This is a genomic window from Actinotalea endophytica (assembly GCF_025717005.1).
Classification (GTDB): Bacteria; Actinomycetota; Actinomycetes; order Actinomycetales; family Cellulomonadaceae; genus Actinotalea.
Genome location: NZ_JAOVZU010000002.1, coordinates 95,123 through 120,265, shown reverse-complemented (window position 1 = coordinate 120,265; position 25,143 = coordinate 95,123). Strand labels below are relative to the sequence as shown.

The window sequence follows — 25,143 nt, the reverse complement described above, 5'->3', positions numbered from 1 at the left end:
CTTCAGCTCACCGGGCCGGTGAGGTCCTCGCCGGGACCCTCGCCGACGGGGTCGGGGTAGGGCGACGCCTCCCGGAAGGCGAGCTGGAGCGAACGCAGCCCGTCGCGCAGCGACCGTGCGTGCTGGCTGCCGAGGTCGGGGGCCGCCGCGGTGATGAGCCCGGCGAGTGCGACGATGAGCTTGCGCGCCTCGTCGAGGTCGGTGAGCTCGGCGCCGCTCTGCCCGGCCGTGTCGGGCGCGAGGCCGCACTTGACGGCGGCCGCGCTCATCAGGTGCACGGCCGCGGTGGTGATCACCTCGACCGCGGGGACCTCGGCGATGTCGCGTGCTGCGGTGGACTCGGGCTGCTCGGGCTCGCTCATGGTCCGATCCTCGCAGGTGCTACCATGGTCGACGACCAACCGGTCCCATCCAGCGTGCCTGCACGTCGGGGCCGGTGCACAAGTGGAGTCCTTCCCACCCAGGCGCCGACTGATCCTCGGATCGACAGGTACCGGGTTCATGGTCCGGCGGCCGCGCCCTGCGCGGTCGTGTGTGCCGTACTCGCGGCACGGACTCAGGCCTCCGCTCGCGCTCGGCGTCGGAGGCCTTCTTCGTCGTCGGTGGTCTCCCGACGAAGCATGAGGAGTCCAGACATCAGCGAGCCCCGCATCAACGATCGGATCCGCGTCGCCGAGGTCCGCCTGGTCGGCCCCAACGGCGAGCAGGTCGGCATCGTCCGCGTGGAGGACGCCCTGCGCCTGGCCCAGGAGGCCGACCTCGACCTGGTCGAGGTTGCTCCGGACGCCCGTCCGCCGGTCTGCAAGCTCATGGACTACGGCAAGTACAAGTACGAGGCGGACATGAAGGCCCGCGAGGCCCGGCGGAACCAGGCCAACACGGTCCTGAAGGAGATCCGCTTCCGGCTCAAGATCGACCCGCACGACTACGGCACGAAGAAGGGCCACGTCGAGCGCTTCCTCAAGGCGGGCGACAAGGTCAAGGTCATGATCATGTTCCGCGGTCGTGAGCAGTCCCGCCCGGAGATGGGCGTCCGGCTGCTCCAGCGCCTCGCCGACGACGTGGCCGAGCTCGGCACCATCGAGAGCATGCCCCGCCAGGACGGGCGCAACATGATCATGGTGCTCGGCCCGACCAAGAAGAAGGCCGACGTCAAGAACGAGCAGCGACGCAAGGCCCGCGAGGCCGAGGCGGCCAAGGACTCGTCCCGCGTCGAGGAGCCTGCCGCGCCGGTCGAGGTGTCCGCTTCCGTGGAGCCCGTGGTCGAGCAGACCGAAGCACCCGTGGCGCCGGCCGCACCGGCACCCGAGGCCACTGCGGAGGTCGCGAGCGCGCCCGAGCCCGCGAGCGAGCCGAAGCCCGCGAGCGAGCCGAAGCCCGCGAGCGAGCCGAAGCCCGCGAGCGAGCCGAAGCCTGCGTCTGCCGCGAAGCCTGCGTCTGCCGCGAAGCCGTCGTCGTCCGCGGCCCCGAAGCCGGCCCCGTCGCCGCGTCCTGCGGCGCCGAAGCCCGCTTCCTCCGCGGCCCCGAAGCCGGCGGCCTCCGCCGCACCGAAGCCCGCGGCCCCGGCCACGCCGAAGCCGGCCCCCAAGCCGGCGCCACGTCCGCGAGCACCCAAGAGCTGATCCCCGCACACGTGCCGCCCAGCCGGGCGGCCTGACCAGAAAGGGCACACCCGTGCCGAAGAACAAGACGCACAGCGGTGCGAAGAAGCGTTTCCGGGTGACCGGGAGCGGCAAGCTCATGCGCGAGCAGGCCGGTGCCCGCCACCTGTTCGAGCGCAAGTCCAGCCGCCTGACCCGCCGCCTGGCCTCTGACCAGCCGGTTGCCTCTGCCGACGTCCCCAAGATCAAGAAGCTGCTCGGCAAGTGACCGCCGCGGGCCGTGCGCCCCGGACTCACCTGTGAGCCCTGAAAGGAGCATCACGTGGCACGCGTGAAGCGGGCGGTCAACGCCCAGAAGAAGCGTCGTACGACCCTCGAGCGCGCCAGCGGCTACCGCGGCCAGCGCTCGCGCCTCTACCGCAAGGCGAAGGAGCAGGTCACCCACTCGCTGGTCTACTCCTACCGCGACCGCAAGGCGCGCAAGGGTGACTTCCGCCGGCTGTGGATCCAGCGCATCAACGCGGCCTCGCGCGCGCACGGCCTGACCTACAACCGCCTCATCCAGGGCCTGAAGCTCGCGGGTGTGGAGGTCGACCGTCGCGTTCTCGCCGAGCTCGCCGTGAGCGACGACCAGGCGTTCGCCGCACTGGTCGAGGTCGCCAAGCAGGCGCTGCCGGCCGACGTCAACGCGCCGTCGGCGGCCTGAGCACCGCATCTCACCTGGACGCCCGGTCGTGCCCGAGCTGACCAACCCCCGCGCCGAGCGGGTCAAGGCGGTGCGGGCACTGGCCGGGCGTCCGGTGCGTGAGCGGCGGGGCCGGTTCCTCGTCGAGGGGCCGCAACCGGTACGAGAGCTGGTCCGGCACATGCCGGACCGTGTCCTCGACCTGGTGATGACCGCCGCCGCGATCGACCGCTACCCGGAGATCGTCGCCGCGGCGCGGCTCGGCGACCTGACGGTGGAGGTGGGCACCGCCGAGGTGCTCGACGCGATGTCACGTGACGCGCAGGGTGTGCTCGCGGTGGCGCGCACGTGGGCGCTCACCCTGGACCAGCTGGGTCAGTCGCGACTGGTCGCCGTGCTCGCCGAGGTGCGCGACCCGGGCAACGCCGGGACGGTGATCCGGGCCGCCGACGCCGCGGGCGCCTCGGCCGTGGTGCTCGCCGGGCACGCGGTCGACGTCTTCAACCCGAAGGTCGTGCGTGCGACCGCCGGGTCGCTCTTCCACCTGCCGGTGCTACGGGCCGGCCACCTCGACGAGGCGCTGATGCGGCTGCGCGGGACCGGTCTGCAGGTGCTGGCCGCGGACGGTGCCGGCGAGCACGACCTCGACGACCTCCTGGACGCCGCCGCTGCCGACGACGCCGAGGATCGTCCCGACCTGCGCGCGCCCACCGCATGGCTGTTCGGCAACGAGGCCTGGGGGTTGCCGGCCGAGGATCTCGCGAAGGCCGATGCGGTCGTGCGGATCCCGCTGCGTGGCGCGGCCGAGTCGCTGAACCTCGCGACTGCTGCAGCGGTCTGCCTGTACGCGAGCGCCCGCGCCCAGCGCTGAGCGCTGTGACGCGGGCGCTGCCGGTCGGTCAGACCTGGTTGGCCGGTGCGGGCGGAGCGGGGTAGGGCTGCGGCTGGTAGAGCGACCGCTCCGAGGGCATCAGGATCCACAGGATCGGGTACACGAGGATCTGGCTGCCCGGGATCAGCATCAGCACCAGCACGAAGAGCAGGCGTGCGGGCCACGGGTCCAGGCCGAACCGCCGACCGAGGCCGGCACACACGCCGGCCAGGACGCGGTCCCGCTCGGGGCGGACGAGGCCCTGGTGGGCCATCTGGTCGTGGATCATGATCGGTGGGGCTCCTCTCGACGCGCCGGGCTGTCCGGCGCTGCTCCACGATCCCGCCCGCGGGACCCCGTCGGCATCGGGGGCAGCCCCTGATCCGTCCCTGATCCGTCCCTGATCCGTGCCTGATCCCTGGCTGACCCCTGGCTGACCCCTGCCTGACCCCGCGCACTCCGGAGCGGGGATCGGCGTCGGGGGACCGGGGGCGAGGACGCCTGGCATCCTGAGCGTCGTGCGCCTGTTCGCCTCGGTCCGCCCGCCCGTGCCCGTGCTCGATCACCTGCGCGACGCCCTCGCCCTGACCACGGCGGGCGTCGACGCCCCGGTGCGGTGGACCGCCGAGGAGAACTGGCACCTCACGGTGGCCTTCTTCGGCGAGGTGCCGGAGGGCGCCGTACCGGACCTGCTCGGGGCCGTCGCGGAGGTCGCCGCACGCACGACGCCCTTCGAGCTGCGACTGCGCGGCGCGGGCGTGTTCTCCGGGCGGACGATGTGGATCGGCACCTCGGGGCAGACCGAGGCCATGGCGACGCTCGCCGCCGCACTGCGGCAGGCCGGGGAGCTGGTCAGCTCGTTCCGCGACACGCGCGAGCGGATGCGTCCGCACCTCACCGTGGGACGGGTGGTCGACGACGGCTCGGCCGCGCGCCGGGCGTGCGCGCGCGACCGGTCCCGGCTCCCCGGTCCGGTCGACCACCTGGTCCACGCGTTGGCGTTGTACGAGGGGCCGTCGTGGCGGGTGGGCGAGCTGCTCGTCGAGGAGTCCTGGCCGGGTCAGGGCCGCGGTGGCGGACCTCGCTACGCGGTGCGGGCCAGCGCGAGGCTCGGCTGAAGGCCGGCCACCTCGACGTGGTCGAGCCACGGGGCACGTGAGCGGATCAGGTGCTCGAGTCGCGCGTGCACCGTCAGGGCCGCGGCCGGGCAGCCGTGGCACGCGCCCGACAGGGTCAGCCGGACGACCTCCGTCGTCACCTCCACGATCTCGACCGCGCCGCCGTGGCCCGCCGCATAGGGGCCGACCACGCGGTCGACGGCGTCACGTGCCGCGTCGGCGAGGAGCTCTCGCCGGAGCCCGGGGTCGTCGGGCGCACCGGCGAGGGCTTCGGCGGCGGCCTGCAGCGCGCCACGAACCGCGGCCGCGTGGGCGATCCAGGGGAGCCCCGGGGTGAGCGTCACGGCGACGGCGTCGGCCCGGCACACCGTGGTGCTGACGACGCCGCTCGCCTGCAGCGGGGCCAGGGCGTGCTCGATCGCGGCGGTCCAGGCGGCGCCCTGGGGTGGCCCGCCGGCGCCGAAGCGCCAGAGCAGCGTCGCCTCGTCCGTGGTGCGCTCCGGGTGGACGGCGATCGGACCGGCGGTCATCCGGCCACCGCCGCCACGACCGTGCGGGCGAGCCACGCCATGATCCACGCCGCGGCGCCCATCCCGACGAACGCGAGCAGTGGCCACCGCCACGAGTTCGACTCCCGGCGCATCACCGCGATGGTCGCGAAGCACTGCAGGGCGTACACGAAGAACACGAGCAGGGCCGCGATGGTCGGCGGCGTGAACAGGGGTTCCCCGGCGCGCGGTCCGTCGCTCCAGGTGAGACCGGCCAGTGCGTCCGCCGGGTTGTCGGGATCCTCCGCCGCGGCGACCTGCCCCATCGTGGAGACGAACACCTCGCGCGCCGCCATGGCGCCGATCAGGCCGACGTCGGTGCGCCAGTCGAACCCGAGGGGGGCGAAGACCGGTTCGACGGCGCGCCCCAGCGACGCGGCCCAGCTGTGGTCGAGGACGTAGGCGGACGCCTCGGCCTCGGGCATCTGGGCGGTCTCCGCGGAGCGCAGCGGGAACGACATCAGAGCCCACAGCACGAGCGACGAGACCAGGATGACGGTGGCCATCTTGCGCAGGAAGGCGCCCACCGCACCGCCGACCGTGCGGGCCACGGTGCGCCATGACGGGACGCGGTAGGGCGGCAGCTCCAGGTAGAACGGCAGCCCGCCGCCGCGCAGCGTGGTCCGGGTCAGCACCGCGGCGGCGACGAGGGCGGACAGACCGCCGAGCAGGTACAGCCCGAGCAGCACGAGGCCCTGCACGCCGAACGGGCCCCAGGTCGCCGTGCCGGGAACGAGCATCACGACCAGCAGGAGGTACACCGGAAGCCGTGCGGCGCACGGCATCAGGGGCGCGGTGAGCATCGTCGCGAGCCGGTCCCGCGACGACGGCATGGTGCGGGTCGACATGATCCCCGGCACGGCGCACGCCACGGAGGAGAGCATCGACACGAACGCTCGCCCGTCGAGGCCGGTGAGGGCCATCACGCGGTCCATCAGCACGGCCGCCCGCGCCAGGTAGCCCGAGCCCTCGAGCACGGCGAGCAGCAGGAAGAGCAGAGCGATCTGGGGCAGGAAGACGAGCACCCCACCGACGCCGCCGATCAGTGCGGTGCCGACCAGGTCCGCCAGCAGGGGCTGGGTGATCGACGCCGCTGCGAGGTCGGCCAGCCACGCGAACGCGGTCTCGATGAGTCCCTGCAGCGGCGCTGCCACGGTGAAGATCGTCTGGAAGAACGCGGCCATCACGAGCAGGAACGCGACCAGCCCGCCGACGGGGTGGAGCAGCACGCGGTCGATCCCGCGTGAGCGTGCCGGCAGCGACGGGGCCCGGTACGCGGCCGCGCCGAGCACGGACGAGGTCCAGGCCTCGAGCTGCTGGTCGTCGTCGACCGGCGGCGGCAGGACCGGCAGGTCCCACGAGCGCCAGCCGAGGATGGTCGCGCGCAGCGCGGGGACGCCGCGTCCGCGGTGCCCGACGACCTCCTGCACGGGTACGCCGAGCGCGGTGCCGAGGGCCACGGGGTCGAGGTCGCCGGCCCGGCCGCGCAGCTCGTCGGTCATCGTGAGGGCGACCGCGCAGGGCCGTCCGGTCGCGAGCGCCGCCGCGATCAGGGGCATCGAGCGCCGCAGGGTCGTCGAGTCGACGACGAGCACGAGGGCGTCCGGGGCGGCCGCGCCGTCGAGCCGCCCGGCGACGTGGTCCGCCACCACCTGCTCGTCGGGGCTGACCGGGGTCAGGCCGTAGGTGCCGGGCAGGTCGGTCAGGATGACGTCGGGCAGCCCGTCGCGGCCCTCGACGCGGCCCGATGCGCGGGTGACCGTGACCCCCGGGTAGTTCGCGGTCTTCACCCGCATCCCGGTGAGGTGGTTGAAGACGCTCGACTTGCCGGTGTTCGGTGGCCCGACGAGCGCGATGTCCGCCGTCCCGGCCGGTGCGCCGGCGTGCGGGGCCGGGTCGTGGCAGGTGGCGGTCACCGGACGAGCACCAGCTCGGCGAGGCCGCGGCGCAGGCACAGGTCGGTCTCGCCGATCCGGTAGACCATCGGTGAGCCGAACGGTGCGCGCCGGACGCAGCTCACCGGTGTGCCAGCGGTGAAGCCCAGGTCGCGCAGCCGGCAGCGCAGCGCGGGGTCGCAGGTCTCGCAGATCGCCGCGACGGTGGCGGCGTCGCCGGTGCGCAGCCCGGCGAGCGAACGTTCGGCCGCGGCGGTGCTCGTCATCGGTTCTCCTCGGCGTCGAGCGGGGCGGATGGCACGAAGTTAGTGCAGCCTTACCTCACCCGAGAGGGCGGAAAGTCCCGGTCCCGGCCGGGCCAGTGAGTCATGCTCGCGCGATGCGAGACGGGCCAGGACGGCACGGCCCGCTGTGGCAGGATGTGGGCCGTGGTGGACAGCGTGGCGCGCGATCGCCGATTTACCAGGCCCGCAGGTGGGCCGCGCGGCTGAGCCGCGCCCGGGAATCCCGAGTGCCCACGGCGGGCCCGCTCCGACCACACCCGACCCGCCCGGAAGGCAGTCATGTCCGACCAGACCCCTGTCCCAGCCCTGTCGCCGCTCGATGCGGAGGGCGTCCAGGCGGCCGTCGACGCCGCGCTCGCGGCGTTCGCGGCCGCCGAAGACCTGGACGCTCTCAAGGAGGCCCGGATCGCCCACGCGGGCGACCGGAGCCCGCTCGCGCTGGCCAACCGCGGGATCGGCGGTCTGGCCCACACCGACAAGGCCGAGGCCGGCAAGCGCGTCGGCGCGGCCCGTGGCCGCGTGAACCAGGCGCTCGCCGCCCGCACCGTCGAGCTCGAGGCGGACCGCGACGCGCGGGTGCTGCGCGAGGAGTCGGTCGACGTCACGCTCCCGAGCGACCGCGGCGCGACCGGTGCCCGGCACCCGATCTCCTGGATCCAGGAGCGGATCGCCGACTTCTTCGTCGGGATGGGCTGGGAGATCGCCGAGGGACCTGAGCTCGAGGCCGAGTGGTTCAACTTCGACGCCTTGAACTTCGGCGTCGACCACCCTGCGCGGCAGATGCAGGACACGTTCTTCGTCGAGCACCCCGAGGGTCCGGACGCCGGCGCGTCGGGGCTCGTGCTGCGCACCCACACGTCCCCGGTCCAGGCACGGTCGCTGCTCGAGCGTGAGCTGCCGGTCTACGTGGCGTGCCCGGGCCGCACCTTCCGCACCGACGAGCTCGACGCGTCGCACAGCCCGGTGTTCCACCAGGTCGAGGGCCTCGCGATCGACAAGGGCCTGACGATGGCGCACCTGCAGGGCACGTTGGACCACTTCGCCCGCGCGATGTTCGGGCCCGAGGCGCGCACCCGGTTGCGGCCCTCGTTCTTCCCGTTCACCGAGCCGAGCGCCGAGATGGACCTGTGGTTCCCGCAGAAGAAGGGCGGCCCGGGCTGGATCGAGTGGGGTGGCTGCGGGATGGTCAACCCGAACGTGCTCCGGTCGGTCGGTGTCGACCCCGACCTCTACCAGGGGTTCGCGTTCGGCATGGGCATCGAGCGCACGCTGATGCTGCGCCACGGCATCGCCGACATGTACGACATCGTCGAGGGCGACGTGCGGTTCTCCCTCCAGCTCGAGGGGACGATCTGATGCCGCGCATCCCGCTGACCTGGCTGGGCGAGCACGTCGCGCTCCGCCCCGGCACCACGGCCGAGACGCTCGCCGCCGACCTGGTGAAGGTCGGCCTCGAGGAGGAGGAGATCCACGGCGCCCAGGTGACCGGGCCGCTCGTGGTCGGTCGTGTCCTCACCGAGGTGGGCGAGCCGCAGAAGAACGGCAAGACGATCCACTGGTGCACCGTGGACGTCGGTCCGCAGCACAACGAGGCGAACCCGGTCGACCCCGCCGGCCCCCCGTCACGCGGGATCATCTGCGGCGCGCACAACTTCGGTGCCGGCGATCTCGTGGTGGTCGCGCTGCCGGGCACCACGCTGCCGGGCGGCTTCCACATCACCGCGCGCAAGACCTACGGGCACGTGTCCGACGGCATGATCTGCTCGGTCCGCGAGCTCGGCATCGGCGACGACCACACCGGGATCCTCGTGCTCGACGACGACGTGATGGCGCGCTACGGCATGGACCCCGCGGCCGTCGTTCCCGGTGCCGACGCGCGCACCCTGCTCGGCCTGGCCGACGAGGTGCTCGAGATCAACGTCACGCCGGACCGCGGCTACTGCTTCTCGATGCGTGGCGTGGCCCGCGAGTACTCGCACTCCACCGGCGCGGAGTTCACCGACCCCGCGCTGCCCACCGCGGCGGACCTCGCGCCGGCGCCGGGCGGGTTCGCGGTCGAGCCGGCCGACGAGGCGCCGATCCACGGCGTGCCGGGCTGCGACCGGTTCGTCGCCCAGGTGGTCCGCGGCGTGGACCCGACGCGCCCCTCGCCGGGCTGGATGCAACGTCGCCTGACCCAGGCGGGCATGCGGCCGATCTCGCTCGCGGTGGACGTGACGAACTACGTCATGCTCGACCTGGGCCAGCCGCTGCACGCCTACGACCTCGCCTCGCTCGTCGCACCGATCGTGGTGCGCCGTGCAGCCCCGGGGGAGACGCTCACCACGCTGGACGACGTGACCCGGCGACTGGACCCCGAGGACCTGCTCATCACGGACTCGGCGGGCGGCCACGGTTCGCGGATCCTGGGTCTCGCCGGTGTGATGGGTGGCGCCGAGACCGAGGTGACGGCCGTCACGACCGACCTGCTCATCGAGGGCGCGCACTTCGACCCGATCACGGTGGCGCGCACCTCGCGGCGGCACAAGCTGCCGTCGGAGGCGGCCAAGCGGTTCGAGCGGGGGGTCGACCCCCAGCTGCAGCGGGTCGCCGTGCGCCGGTGCGCCGAGCTCATCACCACCTACGGCGGCGGGCAGATCACCGACGAGCTCACCGACGTCGGTTCGCCCGTGGAGCAGGTGACGATCACCCTGCCGCTCGACCTGCCCGAGCGGGTCGTCGGCGTCGCCTACACCGCCGACGAGGTCCTGGGCACCCTGCGGGCCCTGGGCTGCGGCCTCGGGGAGGTGCGGGCCGAGGGCGGCCGCGACGTGGTCGACGCCACGGTGCCGTCCTGGCGCCCGGACCTGCAGATGCCGGTGGACCTGGTCGAGGAGGTCGCGCGGCTGACCGGCTACGACCGGATCGGCTCGGTGCTGCCGACCGCGCCGGCCGGGCGCGGGTTCACCCACGCGCAGCGGATGCGGCGTCGGGTGGCCGACGCGCTCGCCGACGCCGGGCTGGTCGAGACCCTGTCGTACCCGTTCGTGGGTGCCGCTGAGATGGACGCCCTGGGCTGGCCGGCCGAGGACCCGCGGCGGCGGACCGTGCGTCTGGTCAACCCGCTCGCCGAGACCCAGCCGGAGCTGCGCACCGCGGTGCTGCTGACCCTCGGGCAGACGGCGCGACGCAACGTCTCGCGCGGTCAGTCGGACCTGGCCATCTTCGAGGTCGGCCTGGTGACCGTGGCCGACGGCGCAGCGGCCGAGGCCCCGACCGGTGGGGTCTACCCGGGCGACGACGTCGTGGCGAAGATCCGCGCCGCGGTGCCCACCCAGCCCCGGCACGTCGCGGGCGTGCTCGCCGGCCGGCGCGAGCCGGCCGGGTGGTGGGGGGCCGGTCGGCCGGCCGACCACACCGATGCGATCGAGGCCGTGCGGCTGGTGGCCCGCACCGTCGGCGCCGCCGTCGAGGTGCGCGCCGCCGACGCGATGCCGTGGCACCCGGGCCGGTGCGCGGAGGTGCTGGTCGACGGCCGGGTGATCGGCCACGCCGGCGAGCTGCACCCGAGCGTGGTCGGCGCCCTGGACCTGCCGCCGCGTGCGGTCGCCTTCGAGGTGGACCTCGACGCACTGATCGACGCCGCGCCGGACGCGCCGCGCCAGGCGGTACCCGTGTCGACGTTCCCGCTCGCCAAGGAGGACCTCGCCTTCGTCGTCGATGCGTCGGTGACAGCTGCCGAGCTCACCGAGGCGGTGCGGACCGGCGCGACGACGTCGGTCGCGGGCGACGTGCTCGAGGACCTGCGGCTGTTCGACGTCTACACCGGCGCCCAGCTCGGCACGGGCACGAAGTCGCTCGCCTTCGCGCTGCGTCTGCGGGCCGCGGACCGCACGCTCACGAACGACGAGATCGTCGCCGTGCGCGAGTCCGCCGTGGCCGAGGCGGCCCGTCGGTGCGGAGCGGTGCTGCGTTCCTGAGGCCGTTCTAGTCTGGCGGCATGCGCCGGCACCGGTCGCAGCTCGACGACGACGTCGACACGATCGACGTCATCTTCCTGGAGGACGACCTCGCCGAGGAGCCCCCGGACGAGTTCCTGGCGCTCCTGCACGAGATCGCGCTCGAGGCGATCGCACTGCGGGCCGGCTCACCGGGCGACCCGAAGGTCGAGTCCGAACCGCCCGGCCCGCCGCCGCAGGACGACGGGGGCGCAGCCGCCAGGCTCCTGCGCCGGGTCGGCCGGCGTCGTCTGGTGACGTCGGCGGTGGTCGCCGGCGTGGTGATCCTCGGGTCGGTGATCGCGGCGAAGGTCATGGACGCCAGGCACGAGGCGGCACGGCTCGCGGCCGTCGAGGCGACACCGGGCTTCGTCGCCTCGACGGCGGAGCCCCCCGTCGAGCAGTGGCGCGCGTCCGGACAGCTGGTCAGCGACCGGGCCGACGCCTTGCTGCTGGCGGGTGCGCCGCACGGCTCGCTCCAGCGGGTGGACCCGGCGACCGGTGAGGCCGTGTGGATGACGCCGTCGGCCGGGGACGACGTCGTGCTGCGGTGCCGCACGGTCGACGAAGGGCTTCGCCCCGGGGGCACGCCGGTCGACGAGTCCGCCCGCGAGGTCCCGGTCGCCTGCGTTGCGGGCATCGACGGCTCGCTGATCTCAGGTTCTGCCCCCTCGACCCAGGTCCGTGTGCTCATCGTGGACCCGGGCACGGGTGTCGTGGCCCGGACGATCGCCGTCGACGGCACGCTCCTGACCGTGGTGCCTCTGGACCGCGACCTGCTGGTCGCGGCGATACACCCGGACGGGAGGCTCGGCGCGGCCCGCTGGGACGTGGCGGACGGGAGCCCGCGGTGGGAGTACACGAGTCGGTGGCCGGTGGCCGTCGGCCGGACCCAGCCTGCCGTCGACCTGATGGAGCACTCGCTCGTCGTCGGCGACGTCGGCGTCAGCCTGGCGACCGGTGAGCCGGTCGACCTCGCGACCGCCAGTGACGATCTGGTCCGACATGAGGGGTACGCCCTGCCGGGCGCTGCTGAGGCGACCTGGTCGTGGTCCCCGGACCGGGCCTACGGACTCGGTCGGGTGAGCCGGGGGGACCGCAGCTACCCGTTCAGCCTGCCGGGTCCACCGCTCGTCCCGGCCATCACCGACGGCTCGGACGACGACGTCCTCGTCGTGATGACCGCCGACGGGGAACGGTTGCGCGGTCTGGACCTGCGCAGCGGCCGGAGCCGCTGGTCCCGACCGTACGCGGGGGCGCCGACGGTGACTGCCCAGGCACTCGTCAACGGTGTGCTCCTGCTCGACGACGGCGCCACCGTGACCGCGCTCGACGTGGCGACGGGCGACGTGCTCTGGTGGGTGCCGGTGGACACGCACGTGACCCACCCGGCGCTGACCGACGGTCAGGTCGTGCTGCTGCCGGTGCTCGCGGACGGCGGCGGGGAGGAGCTGGTCGCGCGCAGGGTTCTCGACGGCACGCAGGTGTGGCGGGCGGCGTTGCCGCCGAGCACGGTCGAGCTCACGGTCGTCGACCACCACCTCGTGGCGTCGACCGGCGAGGAGGTCGTCGGTCTGGGGTGACGTGGGCACCCTGGCGACGCGACGGCCAGGACCCGGTGGGCCCCGGCCGTCGCGTTCATCGGCTCAGACGTAGTCGGCGTAGGCCGGCAGGTCGAGGACTCCGTTGCCGGACAGGCCGATGACGATCACCTCGTCGGTGGTGGCCCGCCGTGCGTGGGCGACGGCGCCGGCCACCGCGTGGGTCGACTCCGGCGCCGGGATGATGCCCTCGGCCCGCGCGAACTCCAGACCGGCGGCGAACGCGGTGTCCTGGTCGATCGCGATCGCGTCGAGCAGCCCGAGCTCCTTGGCGTGCGAGACCATCGGCGCCATCCCGTGGTACCGCAGCCCGCCCGCGTGGATCGGCGGCGGCACGAAGTCCTTGCCGAGCGTGTGCATCTTGAGCAGCGGCGTCAGGCCCGCGACGTCACCGAAGTCGTAGCGGTACTCGCCCTGGGTGAGCGACGGGCAGGACGCCGGCTCGCACGCGACCACCTTGGTCGTCGCCCCGTCGCGCAGGTTGCGGCCGAGGAACGGGAAGGACAGCCCCGCGAGGTTGGACCCGCCGCCGGCGCAGCCGAACACGATGTCGGCGGTCTCGCCGATCTCGTCGAGCTGGGCGAGCGCCTCCTGGCCGATCACCGTCTGGTGCAGCAGCACGTGGTTGAGCACGCTGCCCAGCGAGTAGTGCGCCTTCGGGTCCTTCGCCGCGACCTCGACCGCCTCGCTGATCGCCATGCCGAGCGACCCCGTGGTCTCCGGGTCCTTCGCGAGCATCGCGCGCCCGGCCTCGGTGAGCTCCGACGGCGAGGGATGGCACACCCCGCCGTAGGTCTCCATCTGCATGCGCCGGTACGGCTTCTGGTCGTAGGACGCGCGGACCTGCCAGACCTCGCACTCCATCCCCATCAGCGCGCACGCCATCGACAGCGACGCGCCCCACTGGCCGGCTCCGGTCTCGGTGGTGAGCTTCGTGACGCCCTCGGCGGCGTTGTAGTACGCCTGCGCGACCGCGGTGTTCGGCTTGTGCGACCCCGCCGGCGAGACGCCCTCGTACTTGTAGTAGATCCGCGCCGGGGTGCCGAGCGCCCGCTCGAGCCGCATCGCCCGGATCAGCGGCGACGGCCGCCACAGCGCGTAGACCTCGCGGACGGCCTGCGGGATCTCGATGTACCGCTCGGTCGCGACCTCCTGCATGATCAGCGCCATCGGGAACAGCGGCGCGAGGTCGGCGGGCCCGAGCGGCTCCCTGGTACCGGGGTTCAGCGCCGGCGGCACGGGCTCGGGCAGGTCCGCCGAGAGGTTGTACCAGTGGGTCGGCACCGCGGACGGCACCACCGAACCCAGCGGTTCGGGAGCGGTCGAGGGGGCGGGGGAGTCGGTCATGGGTGCCCTCCGGCTCGGCGCGACGGCGCGCGCGTCAGCGATGACGGCCGACCGGCGAGACCCGGCGGCCTGCGTGCCGAAACCCTAGCGTCGCGGGCCCGCTGCCCGGTGAACGTTTCAGGGAACGAGCAGGACCTTGCCGGTGGTCATCCGTCCCTCGAGCGCGCGGTGCGCGTCGGCGGCACTCTCCAGCGGGAAGCGCACCCCGATCCGTACGTCGAGCGTGCCTGCGCCCACGTGCGCGAACAGGTCGTCGGTGCGGGCGCGGAGCTCGTCGCGGTCGCGCACGTATGCGCCGAGCGTGGGCCGCGTGAGGAAGACCGAGCCGGCATGCTGCAGGCGCATCGGGTCGAACGGTGGCACCGCGCCGCTGGACCCGCCGAACAGCACGAGCATGCCGCGCGTGCGCAGGCTTGCGAGCGAGGCGTCGAACGTCGCCCTGCCGACGCCGTCGAACACCGTGTGCACGCCCGCGCCCGCGGTGTGCCCGCGCACCCAGGCGGGCAGCTCGGTGGCGAGGTCGCCGAGCAGGTCGTAGCGCAGCACCTCGGCGGCCCCGGCGTCGCGGGACAGCTCGGCCTTCTCGTCGGTGGAGACCGTGGTGAGCACGCGTGCGCCCATCGCGGTGGCGAGCTGTGTGAGCAGCAGCCCGACCCCACCCGCCCCGGCGTGCACGAGGACGTCCTGGCCGGGCCGGACCGGTGCGGTGTCGTTCGCGAGGTAGTGCGCGGTCGAGCCCTGGAGCATGACCGCAGCGGCGAGGTCGAGCCCGACGTCGTCCGGCACGGGCACGGTTCGCTCGGCGCGCACGGTCACGAGCTCGGCGTACGAGCCGTCGTTGCCGTCCAGCCAGGCGACCCGGTCGCCCACGGCCACGTCGCCCGCGTCCGGGCCGACCGCGACCACCGTTCCGGCGCCCTCGCTGCCCACGGTGTGCGGGAACGGCATCGGGTACCGACCTTCGCGGCGGTACGTGTCGATGAAGTTCAGGCCGGCCGCGGCGAGTCGGACGACGACCTGGCCGGCACCCGGCTGGGGCTCCGGCAGCTCGACGACGGACAGGACCTCGGGACCGCCGGGGGCGGTGGCCTGGACAGCGCGCATGGGTCCAGTCAACCGCGCGCCGACACGCCGCGCGATGGGATCAGCCGGCCGGAGCACGCGGTATGCATCCGTGTGTATAGTCATGCACATGACGGTGCGGGTGGCGGTCTCCGGGGCCAGTGGATACGCAGGCGGCGAGGTGCTGCGCCTGCTCGTCGCGCACCCCGAGATCGAGATCGGCGCCGTGACCGCGCACTCCAACGCGGGTGACCTCCTCGGTGCCCACCAGCCCCAGCTGCGCTCGCTGGCCGACCGCGTGCTCGAGCCGACCACTGCGGAGGTGCTCTCGGGGCACGACGTGGTGGTCCTGGCGCTCCCGCACGGTGCGTCGGGTGCCGTGGCGGCGGAGCTCGCCGCGTCGGGCGCCGACCCCCTCGTGCTGGACTGCGGAGCCGACCACCGCCTCGTGGACCCGGAAGCCTGGCGGGCCTACTACCACAGCGACCACGCCGGCACCTGGCCGTACGGGGTGCCCGAGCTGATCCACGCGGACGGCTCACGGCAGCGCGACGTGCTCCGCGGTGCACGTCGGGTCGCGGCCCCCGGCTGCAACGCCTCGGCGGTGACCTTCGCGATCCAGCCCGGCGTCGCGGCCGGCCTGGTGGACCCGACCGCGCTCTCGGCGACGCTCGCCGTCGGCTACTCGGGCGCCGGCCGGACGCTGAAGACGCATCTGCTCGCCTCGGAGGGGCTCGGCACGGCCGTGCCGTACGCGGTCGGTGGCACCCACCGGCACATCCCGGAGATCGAGCAGAACCTGCGGGTGGCCGGCGCGGCCGACGTCCGGCTGACCTTCACCCCGGTCCTCGTGCCGATGTCCCGCGGTGTCCTGGCGACCGTCACCGCGCCGCTCGCACCCGGCGCGGACGCTGCGGCGGTCCGCGCCGCGTGGCAGGACGCCTATGCGGGCGAGCTGTTCGTCCAGCTCCTCCCCGAGGGCCAGTGGCCGGGCACCGCAGCCACCGTGGGAGCCAACACGGCCCTGGTCCAGGTGACGGTCGACGAGCGCGCCGGCGCCGTCGTGGCCGTGGCCGCACTCGACAACCTGGCCAAGGGCACCGCGGGCGCCGTGGTGCAGTCCATGAACCTCGCCCTCGGCCTTCCGGAGGCCACCGGGCTCACCGTCGAGGGAGTCGCCCCGTGAGCGTCACCACCCCGCAGGGCTTCCGCGCCACCGGCGTCACGGCCGGTCTGAAGGCGTCCGGTCGCCCGGACCTCGCGCTCGTGGTCAACGACGGTCCCGAGCACGTCGGCGTCGCCGTGTTCACCTCGAACCGTGTCGTGGGTCACCCGGTCACGTGGTCACGTCAGGTGGTCGCCGACGGGGTCGTGCACGCCGTGGTGCTGAACTCGGGTGGCGCGAACGTGTGCACCGGCCCGGAGGGCTTCCTCGACACGCACCGCACCGCCGAGACGGTGGCCGCGGCGCTCGACGTGTCGCCCGGTGACGTCGTGGTCTGCTCGACCGGCCTGATCGGTGAGCGGCTGCCGATCGACGCCCTGCTGGCCGGGGTCGAGGTCGCCGCGGCCGGCCTGAGCGCCGACGGCGGCGTCGCGGCGGCCGAGGCGATCATGACGACCGACACGGTCGTGAAGCAGGCGGTCGCCGCCCGCGACGGCTGGACCGTCGGCGGGATGGCCAAGGGTGCGGGCATGCTCGCTCCGGCCCTGGCGACCATGCTCGTCGTCCTCACCACGGACGCGGTCGTCGACCGGGCCGACGCCGATGCGGCGCTGCGCGAGGCCACTCGGGTCACGTTCGACCGGATCGACTCCGACGGCTGCATGTCGACGTCCGACACCGTGGTGCTGCTCGCCTCGGGCGCGTCCGGCGTCGCGGCGGACCTCCCGGCGCTGACCGGCGCGGTCACCGAGGTCTGCGCGTCGCTGGCCCGTCAGCTGGTCGCCGACGCGGAGGGCGCGACGCACGACATCGCGGTGCACGTGGCCGGGGCGCAGAGCGAGACCGCGGCGGTCGCGGTGGGGCGCGCGGTGACCCGCTCGAACCTGCTCAAGGCCGCCGTCTTCGGCAACGACCCGAACTGGGGCCGCGTGCTCGCCCAGGTCGGTACGGTCCCCGTCGAGGTCGCGGAGTTCGACGCCGAGACGGTGGACGTGGCGATCAACGGTGTGATGGTCTGCCGTGCGGGCGGCGTCGGCGAGCCGCGAGAGCTCGTCGACCTCGCCTCGGCCCGCGAGGTGCGGATCGACATCGACCTGCACGCCGGCGATGCGGAGGCCACGGTGTGGACCAACGACCTCACGCACGCCTACGTCCATGAGAACAGTGCCTACTCGACATGAGCGGACGATGACCCTCGACCCTGACCTGCCCCCGGTGCCGGACGACTTCGTCTTCAACACCCGCACCGACCTGCGCCCCGACCAGAAGGCCGAGGTGCTCATCGAGGCGCTCCCGTGGCTGCAGGAGTTCAACGGTGCGCTGCTCGTCATCAAGTACGGCGGCAACGCGATGATCGACGACGAGCTCAAGCGGGCCTTCGCGCAGGACATGGTGTTCCTGCGGCAGGTCGGCCTGCACCCGGTCGTCGTGCACGGCGGCGGTCCGCAGATCACCGCGATGCTCGACCGGCTCAGCATCCCGTCGGAGTTCCGCGGCGGGCTGCGGGTCACGACGGCCGAGTCCATGGACGTCGTGCGGATGGTGCTCACCGGCCAGGTCTCCCGCGAGCTCGTCGGGCTGCTGAACGCGCACGGCCCGTACGCGGTCGGGCTGTCCGGTGAGGACGGCGGCCTGCTCAAGGCGCAGCGTCGATCGGCGATCGTCGACGGCGAGCCGGTGGACGTGGGGCACGTCGGCGACGTGGTCGACGTGGACCCGCGGGCGGTGCGCGACCTGCTCGACGCGGGCCGCATCCCGGTGGTGTCCACCGTCGCGCCGGACATCGACGACCCCACCCAGGTCCTGAACGTGAACGCCGACACCGCGGCGGCGGCCCTCGCGGTCGCGCTGCGGGCCCGCAAGCTCATCGTGCTCACGGACGTCGAGGGCCTCTACACCGACTGGCCCGACCGGTCGTCGCTGCTCAAGCAGATCCGGGTGTCCGCGCTCGAACGCCTGCTGCCGTCGCTCGAGTCCGGGATGGTGCCGAAGATGGAGGCCTGCCTGCGCGCGGTCCGCGGTGGCGTGCCTCAGGCGCACGTCGTCGACGGCCGCCAGGCGCACTCGGTCCTGATGGAGGTCTTCACCACCCTCGGGGTGGGGACGATGGTGCTGCCGGACGACCTCACGGGCTCGACCCCGGTGGTCCGGCGGCAGATCGGACCGGTCGGATGAGCGGCGACCTCGCACGGACCACGGCCGGCGCCCCGGCGACCTCCGAGCAGTGGAAGCAGCGCTACGGCGCAGCACTCATGAACACGTTCGGCCCACCGCGTCTGGTGCTCGTCCGCGGTGAAGGCCCCTACGTGTGGGACGCCGACGGCCGGCGGTACCTCGACCTGCTCGGCGGCATCGCCGTGAACGTGCTCGGTCACGCCCACCCGACCCTCACCGCGGCGATCAGCGCGCAGCTCGGCACGCTCGGGCACGTCTCGAACTTCTTCGCGACGCCGACCCAGGTGGCGCTCGCCGAACGCCTGCTCGCGTTGAGCGAGGCCCCGGACGGCTCACGGGTCTTCTTCACCAACTCCGGCACCGAGGCGGTCGAGGGCCTGGTGAAGATCGCGCGGCGGACCGGCCGGCCGAGGATCCTCGCCCAGGAGGGGGCGTTCCACGGCCGGACGATGGGTGCGCTCGCCCTGACGCACAAGGCCGCCTACCGCGAACCGTTCGAGCCGCTCCCGGGTGGGGTGGAGTTCCTGCCGTTCGGTGACGTGGGTGCTCTCGAGGACGCGATGGGTGACGACGTCGCCGCGATCGTGCTGGAGCCCATCCAGGGCGAGGCGGGAGTCCGCCCGTTGCCGCGCGGCTACCTCGCGCGGGCGCGCGCGCTCGCGGACGAGTACGGCGCGCTGCTCGCGTTCGACGAGGTGCAGACCGGGATCGGTCGCACCGGGTCGTGGTTCGCCTTCCAGCACCCCGACGTCGGCGCGGGCGTGCGACCCGACGTGATGACCCTGGCCAAGGGGCTCGGGGGCGGGTTCCCGATCGGTGCGGTCGTCGGGTTCGGTGCGGCCGGGAGCCTGCTCAACCCGGGGCAGCACGGCACGACCTTCGGCGGCAACCCGGTCGCCGCGGCCGCCGGGCTCGCGACGCTCGGCGTGATCGAGCGCGACGGCCTGCTGGCGAACGTCCGTGAGCTCGGTGCCCGGCTCACCGCCGCCCTCGCCCAGGCACCCGTGGTCGCCGAGGTCCGCGGCACCGGTCTGCTGCTCGGTGCGCAGCTGGTCGCCCCCGCGGCGGCCCGGGTGGCCGAGCTGGCGTTGGGCGCGGGCTTCGTGGTCAACCCGGTGACGCCGGACACCGTGCGCCTCGCGCCGCCGCTGATCCTCACCTGGGACCAGGTGAGCCCGTTCGTCGACTTCCTGACCGGGCTCACGCCCGCCGACCTGGAGGACTCCTGAGGTGCGCCACTTCCTGCGTGACGACGACCTGACCCCGGACGAGCAGCGGTCCGTCCTGGAGCTCGCGGTGCGGCTCAAGGAGAACCGCTTCGGCGTGCACCCGTTCGCCGGGCCGCGCTCGGTCGCCGTGGTGTTCGACAAGCCCACGCTGCGGACCCAGCTCTCGTTCACGCTCGGGGTGGTCGAGCTCGGCGGCTACCCGATGGTCGTCGACGGCAACCTCGCCCAGATCGGGGTCCGCGAGTCGATCGCGGACACCGCGCGCGTGCTGGGCCGGCAGGCCGCGGCGATCGTGTGGCGGACCTTCGACCAGAGGCGCATCGACGAGATGGCGGCGTACGCCGGTGTCCCGGTGGTGAACGCCCTGACCGACCAGTTCCACCCGTGCCAGGTGCTCGCCGACCTGCTGACCGTCGCGGAGCGGCACGGCGGAGTGGACGCGTTGCCCGGCCTCACTCTGGGCTACCTCGGGGACGGCGCGAACAACATGGCGGCGTCATACCTCCTCGGTGGCGCGACGGCCGGCATGCACGTGCGGATCGGCACCCCGGCCGCTCGCCCGCCGGACCCGGTCGTGGTCGCGACGGCCCAGCGGATCGCCGCCCGGACCGGAGGCTCGGTCGTGGTCACGGACGACCCGGCCGCCGCGGTCGCCGGCGCCGACGTGGTCGCGACCGACACCTGGGTCTCGATGGGCGACGAACGTTCCGCGGCCGAGGCCGAGGCGATGTTCGGCCCCTACCGGCTCGACGCCGACCGCCTGGCGGGCGCCGCCGAGCACGCGATCGTGCTGCACTGCCTGCCCGCGTACCGCGGCAAGGAGATCACCGACGAGGTCATCGAGGGTCCGCAATCGGTGGTCTTCGACGAGGCGGAGAACCGGCTGCACGCCCAGAAGGCCGTGCTCACCTGGCTCATGGAGCAACGGTGAGCACGGTCGGCGTCCCCACCACGAAGGCCGCGCGGCACGCGCTGATCACGCGGCTGCTCACCCACGCGCCGATCCGTTCGCAGGGCGAGCTCGCGGCGGCCCTGGCCGACGAGGGCGTCCAGGTGACCCAGGCGACCCTGTCCCGGGACCTGGTCGAGCTCGGCGCGGTGCGGATCCGGGCCTCCGACGGGACGCTCACCTACGCGGTGCCCGGCGAGGGCGGCGACCGCACCCCGGTCGCGGCCGAGACCGACGAGCAGCTCGCCGCGCGACTGGCCCGGTTGTGCGCCGAGCTCCTGGTCACCGCCGAGTCGTCGGGCAACCTCGTGGTGCTGCGCACGCCACCGGGGGCGGCGCAGTTCCTCGCCTCGGCGATCGACCACTCGGTGCTCCCGGGCGTGATGGGCACGATCGCCGGCGACGACACGGTGCTCGTGATCAGCTCCGACCCCGACGGCGGGTCGGTCGTGGCACAACGATTCCTCGATCTCGCGGGTGGCCGCGAGTACGGACGAGAGACGAAGGACGAGACGTGAGCAAGGTTCTGACGGAGCTGCCGGTCGGCGAGCGGGTGGGCATCGCGTTCTCGGGAGGGCTGGACACCTCGGTCGCGGTGGCCTGGATGCGGGCCAAGGGCGCGATCCCGTGCACCTACACCGCGGACATCGGGCAGTACGACGAGCCCGAGATCGACAAGGTGCCCGGCCGCGCGATGGAGTACGGCGCCGAGCTGTCGCGTGCCGTCGACTGCAAGTCCGCGCTCGTGGAGGAGGGGCTCGCGGCGCTGGTCTGCGGGGCGTTCCACATCCGCAGCGGTGGCCGCTCGTACTTCAACACCACGCCGATCGGGCGCGCGGTCACCGGAACGCTGCTGGTCCGCGCGATGCAGGCCGACGACGTGGAGATCTGGGGCGACGGGTCCACCTTCAAGGGCAACGACATCGAGCGCTTCTACCGGTACGGGCTGCTCGCCAACCCGTCGCTGCGGATCTACAAGCCGTGGCTCGACAAGGACTTCGTCGCCGAGCTCGGCGGCCGCGCGGAGATGAGCCAGTTCCTCACCGAACGCGGCCTGCCGTACCGCGACAGCGCCGAGAAGGCGTACTCGACCGATGCGAACATCTGGGGCGCCACGCACGAGGCCAAGACGCTGGAGCACCTGGACGTGTCGCTCGAGACGGTCGAGCCGATCATGGGTGTGCGGTTCTGGGACCCGGGGGTCGCCATCGACACCGAGGACGTGACGGTCGCCTTCGAGGGCGGGCGTCCGGTCACGATCAACGGCGTTCGTTTCGACGACCCGGTCGCGCTCGTCCACGAGGCGAACGCGATCGGTGGCCGGCACGGCCTGGGCATGTCGGACCAGATCGAGAACCGGATCATCGAGGCCAAGTCGCGCGGGATCTACGAGGCGCCGGGGATGGCTCTGCTGTTCATCGCGTACGAGCGGCTGGTCAACGCGATCCACAACGAGGACACGATCGCCAACTACCACGCCGAGGGGCGCCGACTCGGTCGGCTGCTGTACGAGGGGCGCTGGCTCGACCCGCAGGCGCTGATGATGCGCGAGTCGATCCAGCGGTGGATCGCCTCGGTCGTCACGGGTGAGGTGACGCTGCGGCTGCGCCGTGGCGAGGACTACACGATCCTGCGCACCGACGGCCCGGCGTTCTCGTACCACCCGGAGAAGCTGTCGATGGAGCGCACGGAGTCGGCCGCGTTCGGCCCGACCGATCGCATCGGTCAGCTCACGATGCGCAACCTCGACATCGCCGACTCGCGGGACAAGCTCGAGATGTACGCGAAGCAGCCGGTCGACCAGGGCCAGGTGCTGGTCGAGCACGGCACCCTGTTCGGTGCGCTGCCTGCGGGCGGGGCCGACGTCATCACGGACAACCCGTCGGTGGCCGGCGACGAGGAGGCCGCGCTGGACAGTGCCGCGATGGAAGTCGGGACGGACTGACGTGGCGGGATCGTCCGGTGCGTTGTGGGGCGGCCGGTTCGCCGGCGGCCCGGCGGATGCCTTGGCCGAGCTGTCCCGCTCGACACACTTCGACTGGCGGTTGGCCCGCCACGACCTGGCCGGGTCGCGCGCGCACGCGCGGGTGCTGCACGGTGCGGGTCTGCTGGACGACGGCCAGCTCGCGGGGATGCTGTCGGCCCTCGGGGCGCTGGACGCGGACGTGGCCTCGGGTGCCTTCGTCGCCGGTCCCGACGACGAGGACGTGCACAGCGCTCTCGAGCGTGGCCTGATCGAGCGTGCCGGGCCGGACCTGGGCGGTCGGTTGCGGGCCGGTCGCTCGCGCAACGACCAGATCGCGACCTTGATCCGGATGTACCTGCGCGAGCAGGCCAGGCTCCTGGCCGGTCGGGTGCTCGACGTGGTCGACGCGCTGGTCGCGCAGGCCGACGCCGCGGGCGACGCGCCGATGCCCGGCCGCACGCACCTGCAGCATGCGCAGCCCGTCCTGCTCGCCCACCACCTGCTCGCGCACGCCTGGCCGTTGCTGCGGGACGTCGCGCGCTGGGTCGACTGGGACGCCCGGGCGGCGGTCTCGCCGTACGGGTCGGGTGCGCTGGCGGGTTCGTCACTCGGGCTCGACCCGTCCGCGGTGGCGGCGGAGCTCGGCTTCGACGCGCCCGTGGCCAACTCGATCGACGGGACGGCGTCACGCGACGTGGTCGCGGAGTTCGCCTTCGTGGCGACGATGGTCGGGATCGACCTGTCCCGCTTGGCCGAGGAGGTCATCCTCTGGGCGACCAAGGAGTTCGGCTTCGTCACTCTCGACGACGCCTACTCGACGGGGTCGAGCATCATGCCGCAGAAGAAGAACCCCGATGTCGCCGAGCTCGCTCGCGGCAAGGCGGGCCGGTTGCTCGGCGACCTCACCGGTCTCCTCGGCACGCTCAAGGGGCTCCCGCTGGCGTACAACCGCGACCTCCAGGAGGACAAGGAGCCGGTGTTCGACCAGGTCGACACCCTCGACGTGCTGCTCCCGGCCTTCGCCGGGATGGTCGCGACGCTGCGCTTCGACACGGTGCGGATGGCCGACCTGGCTCCGCAGGGCTTCGCGCTGGCGACCGACGTCGCGGAGTGGCTCGTGCGGCAGGGCGTGCCGTTCCGGGTCGCGCACGAGGTGGCAGGTGCCTGCGTCCGGGCCTGTGAGCAGCACGACCCGCCGATCGAGCTGTGGGACCTGTCCGATGCCGACCTGGCCGCGATCTCGCCGCACCTGACGCCCGCCGTGCGCGAGGTGCTCAGTGTCGGCGGATCGCTCGCCTCCCGGTCCTCGGTCGGTGGCACGGCGCCGTCGCGGGTCGCCGAGCAGCTGGTCGCCGCACGCGCGGAGGCCGGCCGGCTGCGTGCCTGGGTGGCGGCGGGGCGCACCGCGTGACGTGCGACGGCGGGCGGCCCTCGGAGCCGGCTCGCCTCGGCGCGATCGCGGCTCGGGTGCGCGACGCCGAGCCCGGCCTGGGCGCGGTCCGGCTGGTGTGCGTCGACGGTCCCGCCGGTTCCGGCAAGACGACGCTCGCCGAGCGGCTCGCCGAACGGCTGCGCGCGGACGGCTGGGTCGTCGCGGTGCTGCACCTCGACGACCTGTACGAGGGTTGGTCCGGGCTGGGCGGTGTGTGGGACCGGGTGGAGTCCCAGGTCCTCGGGCCTCTCCGGGAGGGCGCAGCGGGGCGGTGGCAGCGCTACGACTGGGGGACCGGTGCCTTCGCGGAGTGGCACGACCTGCCGGTGCCCGAGGTGCTCGTGCTCGAGGGCTGCGGGGCAGCCCCCGCGGCGGTCGACCCCCGCGCAGCGCTCCGCCTCTTCGTCGAGGCACCGCCCCGGCTCCGGCTGCGCCGCGGCGTGGCGCGCGACGGCGAGCAGCTGCGCGCCGAGTGGGTGCGCTGGCAGGTGCACGAGGCCGCGCACTTCGCGACCGAGCGCACGCGAGAGCGTGCCGACCTGGTCCTCGACGGCACGGCACCGGTCCAACCATGAGCGGTCCGTCGGCCCGGGTGACCGAACGGGCGTGGTTCGACCGGCCGGTCCTCGAGGTCGCGGCGGACCTGCTCGGGGCCGTGCTGCGGGTCGTGCGGGGGGACGGCGTGGTCGCGGTCCGGCTGACTGAGGTCGAGGCCTACGGCGGCGCCGACGACCCGGGCTCGCACGCGTTCCGGGGGCGATCGGCACGCAACGCCGTGATGTTCGGCGAGCCGGGCCACCTGTACGTCTACCGCCATCTCGGCCTGCACCGGTGCGTCAACGTGGTGACCGGGCCGGCCGGGCAGGCGTCCGCCGTGCTGCTCCGTGCCGGGCAGGTGGTGGAGGGCGTCGACGCGGCGACGGCGCGTCGGTCCGCCGAGGGCGTGGTGCGGCGGGAGGTGGACCTTGCGCGCGGCCCCGCCCGGCTCGCGGTCGCGCTGGGCCTGGTGCTCGCCGACGACGGCTCGGACCTGCTCGGAAAAGGGATCGAGCTGGCCCCGACGCGTGTGACAGGGTTCCGCAGCGGCCCTCGGGTCGGCGTCGCCGGCCCGGGTGGCGACCCGGAGCGGTTCCCGTGGCGCCTGTGGGTCCCCGACGATCCGACGGTCTCGGCGTTCCGTCCGGGCGTCCGGCGTCGCCGCACGCCGGACGGGTGAGGCGAGCGCCGTCGCGGGCACG

The 25,143-nt window shown here is 73.6% G+C and carries 25 protein-coding genes; 18 read left to right on the top strand and 7 right to left on the bottom strand.

Annotation, left to right across the window (positions count from 1 at the left end; genetic code table 11):
• Window positions 1–2 precede the first annotated feature (2 nt).
• Window positions 3–362, bottom strand: coding sequence for a DUF1844 domain-containing protein (locus OEB99_RS03680; RefSeq protein WP_263508412.1), 360 nt, complete (start codon window positions 360–362; stop codon window positions 3–5).
• A 258-nt stretch (window positions 363–620) separates the two neighbouring features.
• Between OEB99_RS03680 and infC the strand changes: the two genes are divergently transcribed.
• The 4 genes from infC to OEB99_RS03660 are packed head-to-tail and all read left to right on the top strand — an operon-like array spanning window position 621 to window position 3,157.
• Window positions 621–1,622 (top strand): translation initiation factor IF-3, encoded by a 1,002-nt coding sequence (gene infC / locus OEB99_RS03675; protein WP_263508411.1) that lies wholly within the window; start codon window positions 621–623, stop codon window positions 1,620–1,622.
• 52 nt (window positions 1,623–1,674) lie between these two features.
• Window positions 1,675–1,869 (top strand): 50S ribosomal protein L35, encoded by a 195-nt coding sequence (rpmI, locus tag OEB99_RS03670; RefSeq protein WP_263508409.1) that lies wholly within the window; start codon window positions 1,675–1,677, stop codon window positions 1,867–1,869.
• Between the two features lie 54 nt (window positions 1,870–1,923).
• Window positions 1,924–2,307, top strand: a complete 384-nt coding sequence (gene rplT, locus OEB99_RS03665; RefSeq protein WP_263508408.1) for a 50S ribosomal protein L20 — start codon at window positions 1,924–1,926, stop codon at window positions 2,305–2,307.
• A 28-nt stretch (window positions 2,308–2,335) separates the two neighbouring features.
• Window positions 2,336–3,157: a TrmH family RNA methyltransferase gene (locus OEB99_RS03660; protein WP_263508407.1), complete on the top strand. Its 822-nt coding sequence runs from the start codon at window positions 2,336–2,338 to the stop codon at window positions 3,155–3,157.
• 28 nt (window positions 3,158–3,185) lie between these two features.
• On the opposite strand, the gene OEB99_RS03655 is transcribed toward OEB99_RS03660, so the two are convergent.
• Complete coding sequence (locus OEB99_RS03655; protein WP_263508405.1) at window positions 3,186–3,446, bottom strand: PspC domain-containing protein; 261 nt, start codon at window positions 3,444–3,446, stop codon at window positions 3,186–3,188.
• Window positions 3,447–3,675: 229 nt separating this feature from the next.
• On the opposite strand from OEB99_RS03655, the gene thpR reads away from it, so the two are divergent.
• Complete coding sequence (gene thpR / locus OEB99_RS03650; protein WP_263508403.1) at window positions 3,676–4,275, top strand: RNA 2',3'-cyclic phosphodiesterase; 600 nt, start codon at window positions 3,676–3,678, stop codon at window positions 4,273–4,275.
• Here thpR and OEB99_RS03645 read toward each other — a convergent pair.
• Genes OEB99_RS03645 through OEB99_RS03635 form a run of 3 tightly spaced genes read right to left on the bottom strand, consistent with a single transcriptional unit; the run spans window position 4,242 to window position 6,984 of the window.
• Window positions 4,242–4,805 carry a NifU family protein gene (locus tag OEB99_RS03645; RefSeq protein WP_263508401.1) on the bottom strand — a complete coding sequence of 188 codons (564 nt, stop codon included), beginning with the start codon at window positions 4,803–4,805 and terminating at the stop codon, window positions 4,242–4,244. The two genes, thpR and OEB99_RS03645, sit on opposite strands and share 34 nt — an antisense overlap.
• The gene (feoB, locus tag OEB99_RS03640; protein WP_263508400.1) at window positions 4,802–6,739 is read right to left on the bottom strand and encodes a ferrous iron transporter B; all 1,938 of its coding nucleotides are present in this window, start codon (window positions 6,737–6,739) and stop codon (window positions 4,802–4,804) included. Before feoB ends, OEB99_RS03645 begins: the two co-directional genes overlap by 4 nt.
• On the bottom strand, window positions 6,736–6,984 hold the full coding sequence (locus OEB99_RS03635; protein WP_263508399.1) for a FeoA family protein: 249 nt from the start codon (window positions 6,982–6,984) through the stop codon (window positions 6,736–6,738). The genes feoB and OEB99_RS03635 overlap by 4 nt, the downstream gene beginning before the upstream one ends.
• Window positions 6,985–7,281: 297 nt before the next feature.
• Here OEB99_RS03635 and pheS point away from each other — a divergent pair, with 297 nt between their 5' ends.
• The 3 genes from pheS to OEB99_RS03620 are packed head-to-tail and all read left to right on the top strand — an operon-like array spanning window position 7,282 to window position 12,562.
• On the top strand, window positions 7,282–8,358 hold the full coding sequence (gene pheS, locus OEB99_RS03630; RefSeq protein WP_263508398.1) for a phenylalanine--tRNA ligase subunit alpha: 1,077 nt from the start codon (window positions 7,282–7,284) through the stop codon (window positions 8,356–8,358).
• Window positions 8,358–10,961 (top strand): phenylalanine--tRNA ligase subunit beta, encoded by a 2,604-nt coding sequence (gene pheT / locus OEB99_RS03625; protein WP_263508397.1) that lies wholly within the window; start codon window positions 8,358–8,360, stop codon window positions 10,959–10,961. The genes pheS and pheT overlap by 1 nt, the downstream gene beginning before the upstream one ends.
• A 20-nt stretch (window positions 10,962–10,981) precedes the next feature.
• The gene (locus tag OEB99_RS03620) at window positions 10,982–12,562 is read left to right on the top strand and encodes an outer membrane protein assembly factor BamB family protein (protein WP_263508395.1); all 1,581 of its coding nucleotides are present in this window, start codon (window positions 10,982–10,984) and stop codon (window positions 12,560–12,562) included.
• Between the two features lie 63 nt (window positions 12,563–12,625).
• Here the strand turns inward: OEB99_RS03620 and OEB99_RS03615 are convergent, their stop codons facing one another.
• Together OEB99_RS03615 and OEB99_RS03610 are read right to left on the bottom strand one after the other, a co-directional pair.
• Window positions 12,626–13,927 carry a TrpB-like pyridoxal phosphate-dependent enzyme gene (locus tag OEB99_RS03615; protein ID WP_263508394.1) on the bottom strand — a complete coding sequence of 434 codons (1,302 nt, stop codon included), beginning with the start codon at window positions 13,925–13,927 and terminating at the stop codon, window positions 12,626–12,628.
• A 117-nt stretch (window positions 13,928–14,044) separates the two neighbouring features.
• A complete protein-coding gene (locus OEB99_RS03610) occupies window positions 14,045–15,031 on the bottom strand; it encodes a quinone oxidoreductase family protein (RefSeq protein WP_263508393.1) in 987 nt (328 codons plus the stop codon).
• Window positions 15,032–15,119: 88 nt separating this feature from the next.
• Between OEB99_RS03610 and argC the strand changes: the two genes are divergently transcribed.
• Genes argC through OEB99_RS03560 form a run of 10 tightly spaced genes read left to right on the top strand, consistent with a single transcriptional unit; the run spans window position 15,120 to window position 25,121 of the window.
• Entirely contained in the window at window positions 15,120–16,175 is a 1,056-nt protein-coding gene (gene argC / locus OEB99_RS03605; protein WP_411910653.1) for an N-acetyl-gamma-glutamyl-phosphate reductase, read from the top strand.
• Window positions 16,172–17,335: a bifunctional glutamate N-acetyltransferase/amino-acid acetyltransferase ArgJ gene (argJ, locus tag OEB99_RS03600; RefSeq protein ID WP_263508389.1), complete on the top strand. Its 1,164-nt coding sequence runs from the start codon at window positions 16,172–16,174 to the stop codon at window positions 17,333–17,335. Before argC ends, argJ begins: the two co-directional genes overlap by 4 nt.
• Before the next feature lie 7 nt (window positions 17,336–17,342).
• Window positions 17,343–18,329 (top strand): acetylglutamate kinase, encoded by a 987-nt coding sequence (gene argB, locus OEB99_RS03595; RefSeq protein WP_263508388.1) that lies wholly within the window; start codon window positions 17,343–17,345, stop codon window positions 18,327–18,329.
• Window positions 18,326–19,558, top strand: coding sequence for an acetylornithine transaminase (locus tag OEB99_RS03590; protein ID WP_263508387.1), 1,233 nt, complete (start codon window positions 18,326–18,328; stop codon window positions 19,556–19,558). The genes argB and OEB99_RS03590 overlap by 4 nt, the downstream gene beginning before the upstream one ends.
• Window position 19,559: 1 nt before the next feature.
• On the top strand, window positions 19,560–20,489 hold the full coding sequence (gene argF / locus OEB99_RS03585) for an ornithine carbamoyltransferase (RefSeq protein ID WP_263508385.1): 930 nt from the start codon (window positions 19,560–19,562) through the stop codon (window positions 20,487–20,489).
• Window positions 20,486–21,025: an arginine repressor gene (locus tag OEB99_RS03580; protein ID WP_263508384.1), complete on the top strand. Its 540-nt coding sequence runs from the start codon at window positions 20,486–20,488 to the stop codon at window positions 21,023–21,025. Before argF ends, OEB99_RS03580 begins: the two co-directional genes overlap by 4 nt.
• Entirely contained in the window at window positions 21,022–22,452 is a 1,431-nt protein-coding gene (gene argG / locus OEB99_RS03575; protein WP_263508383.1) for an argininosuccinate synthase, read from the top strand. Before OEB99_RS03580 ends, argG begins: the two co-directional genes overlap by 4 nt.
• A gap of 1 nt (window position 22,453) precedes the next feature.
• The gene (gene argH / locus OEB99_RS03570; RefSeq protein WP_263508382.1) at window positions 22,454–23,884 is read left to right on the top strand and encodes an argininosuccinate lyase; all 1,431 of its coding nucleotides are present in this window, start codon (window positions 22,454–22,456) and stop codon (window positions 23,882–23,884) included.
• Window positions 23,881–24,480: a uridine kinase family protein gene (locus tag OEB99_RS03565; RefSeq protein WP_263508380.1), complete on the top strand. Its 600-nt coding sequence runs from the start codon at window positions 23,881–23,883 to the stop codon at window positions 24,478–24,480. Before argH ends, OEB99_RS03565 begins: the two co-directional genes overlap by 4 nt.
• Entirely contained in the window at window positions 24,477–25,121 is a 645-nt protein-coding gene (locus tag OEB99_RS03560) for a DNA-3-methyladenine glycosylase (RefSeq protein ID WP_263508379.1), read from the top strand. The genes OEB99_RS03565 and OEB99_RS03560 overlap by 4 nt, the downstream gene beginning before the upstream one ends.
• Window positions 25,122–25,143 lie beyond the last annotated feature (22 nt).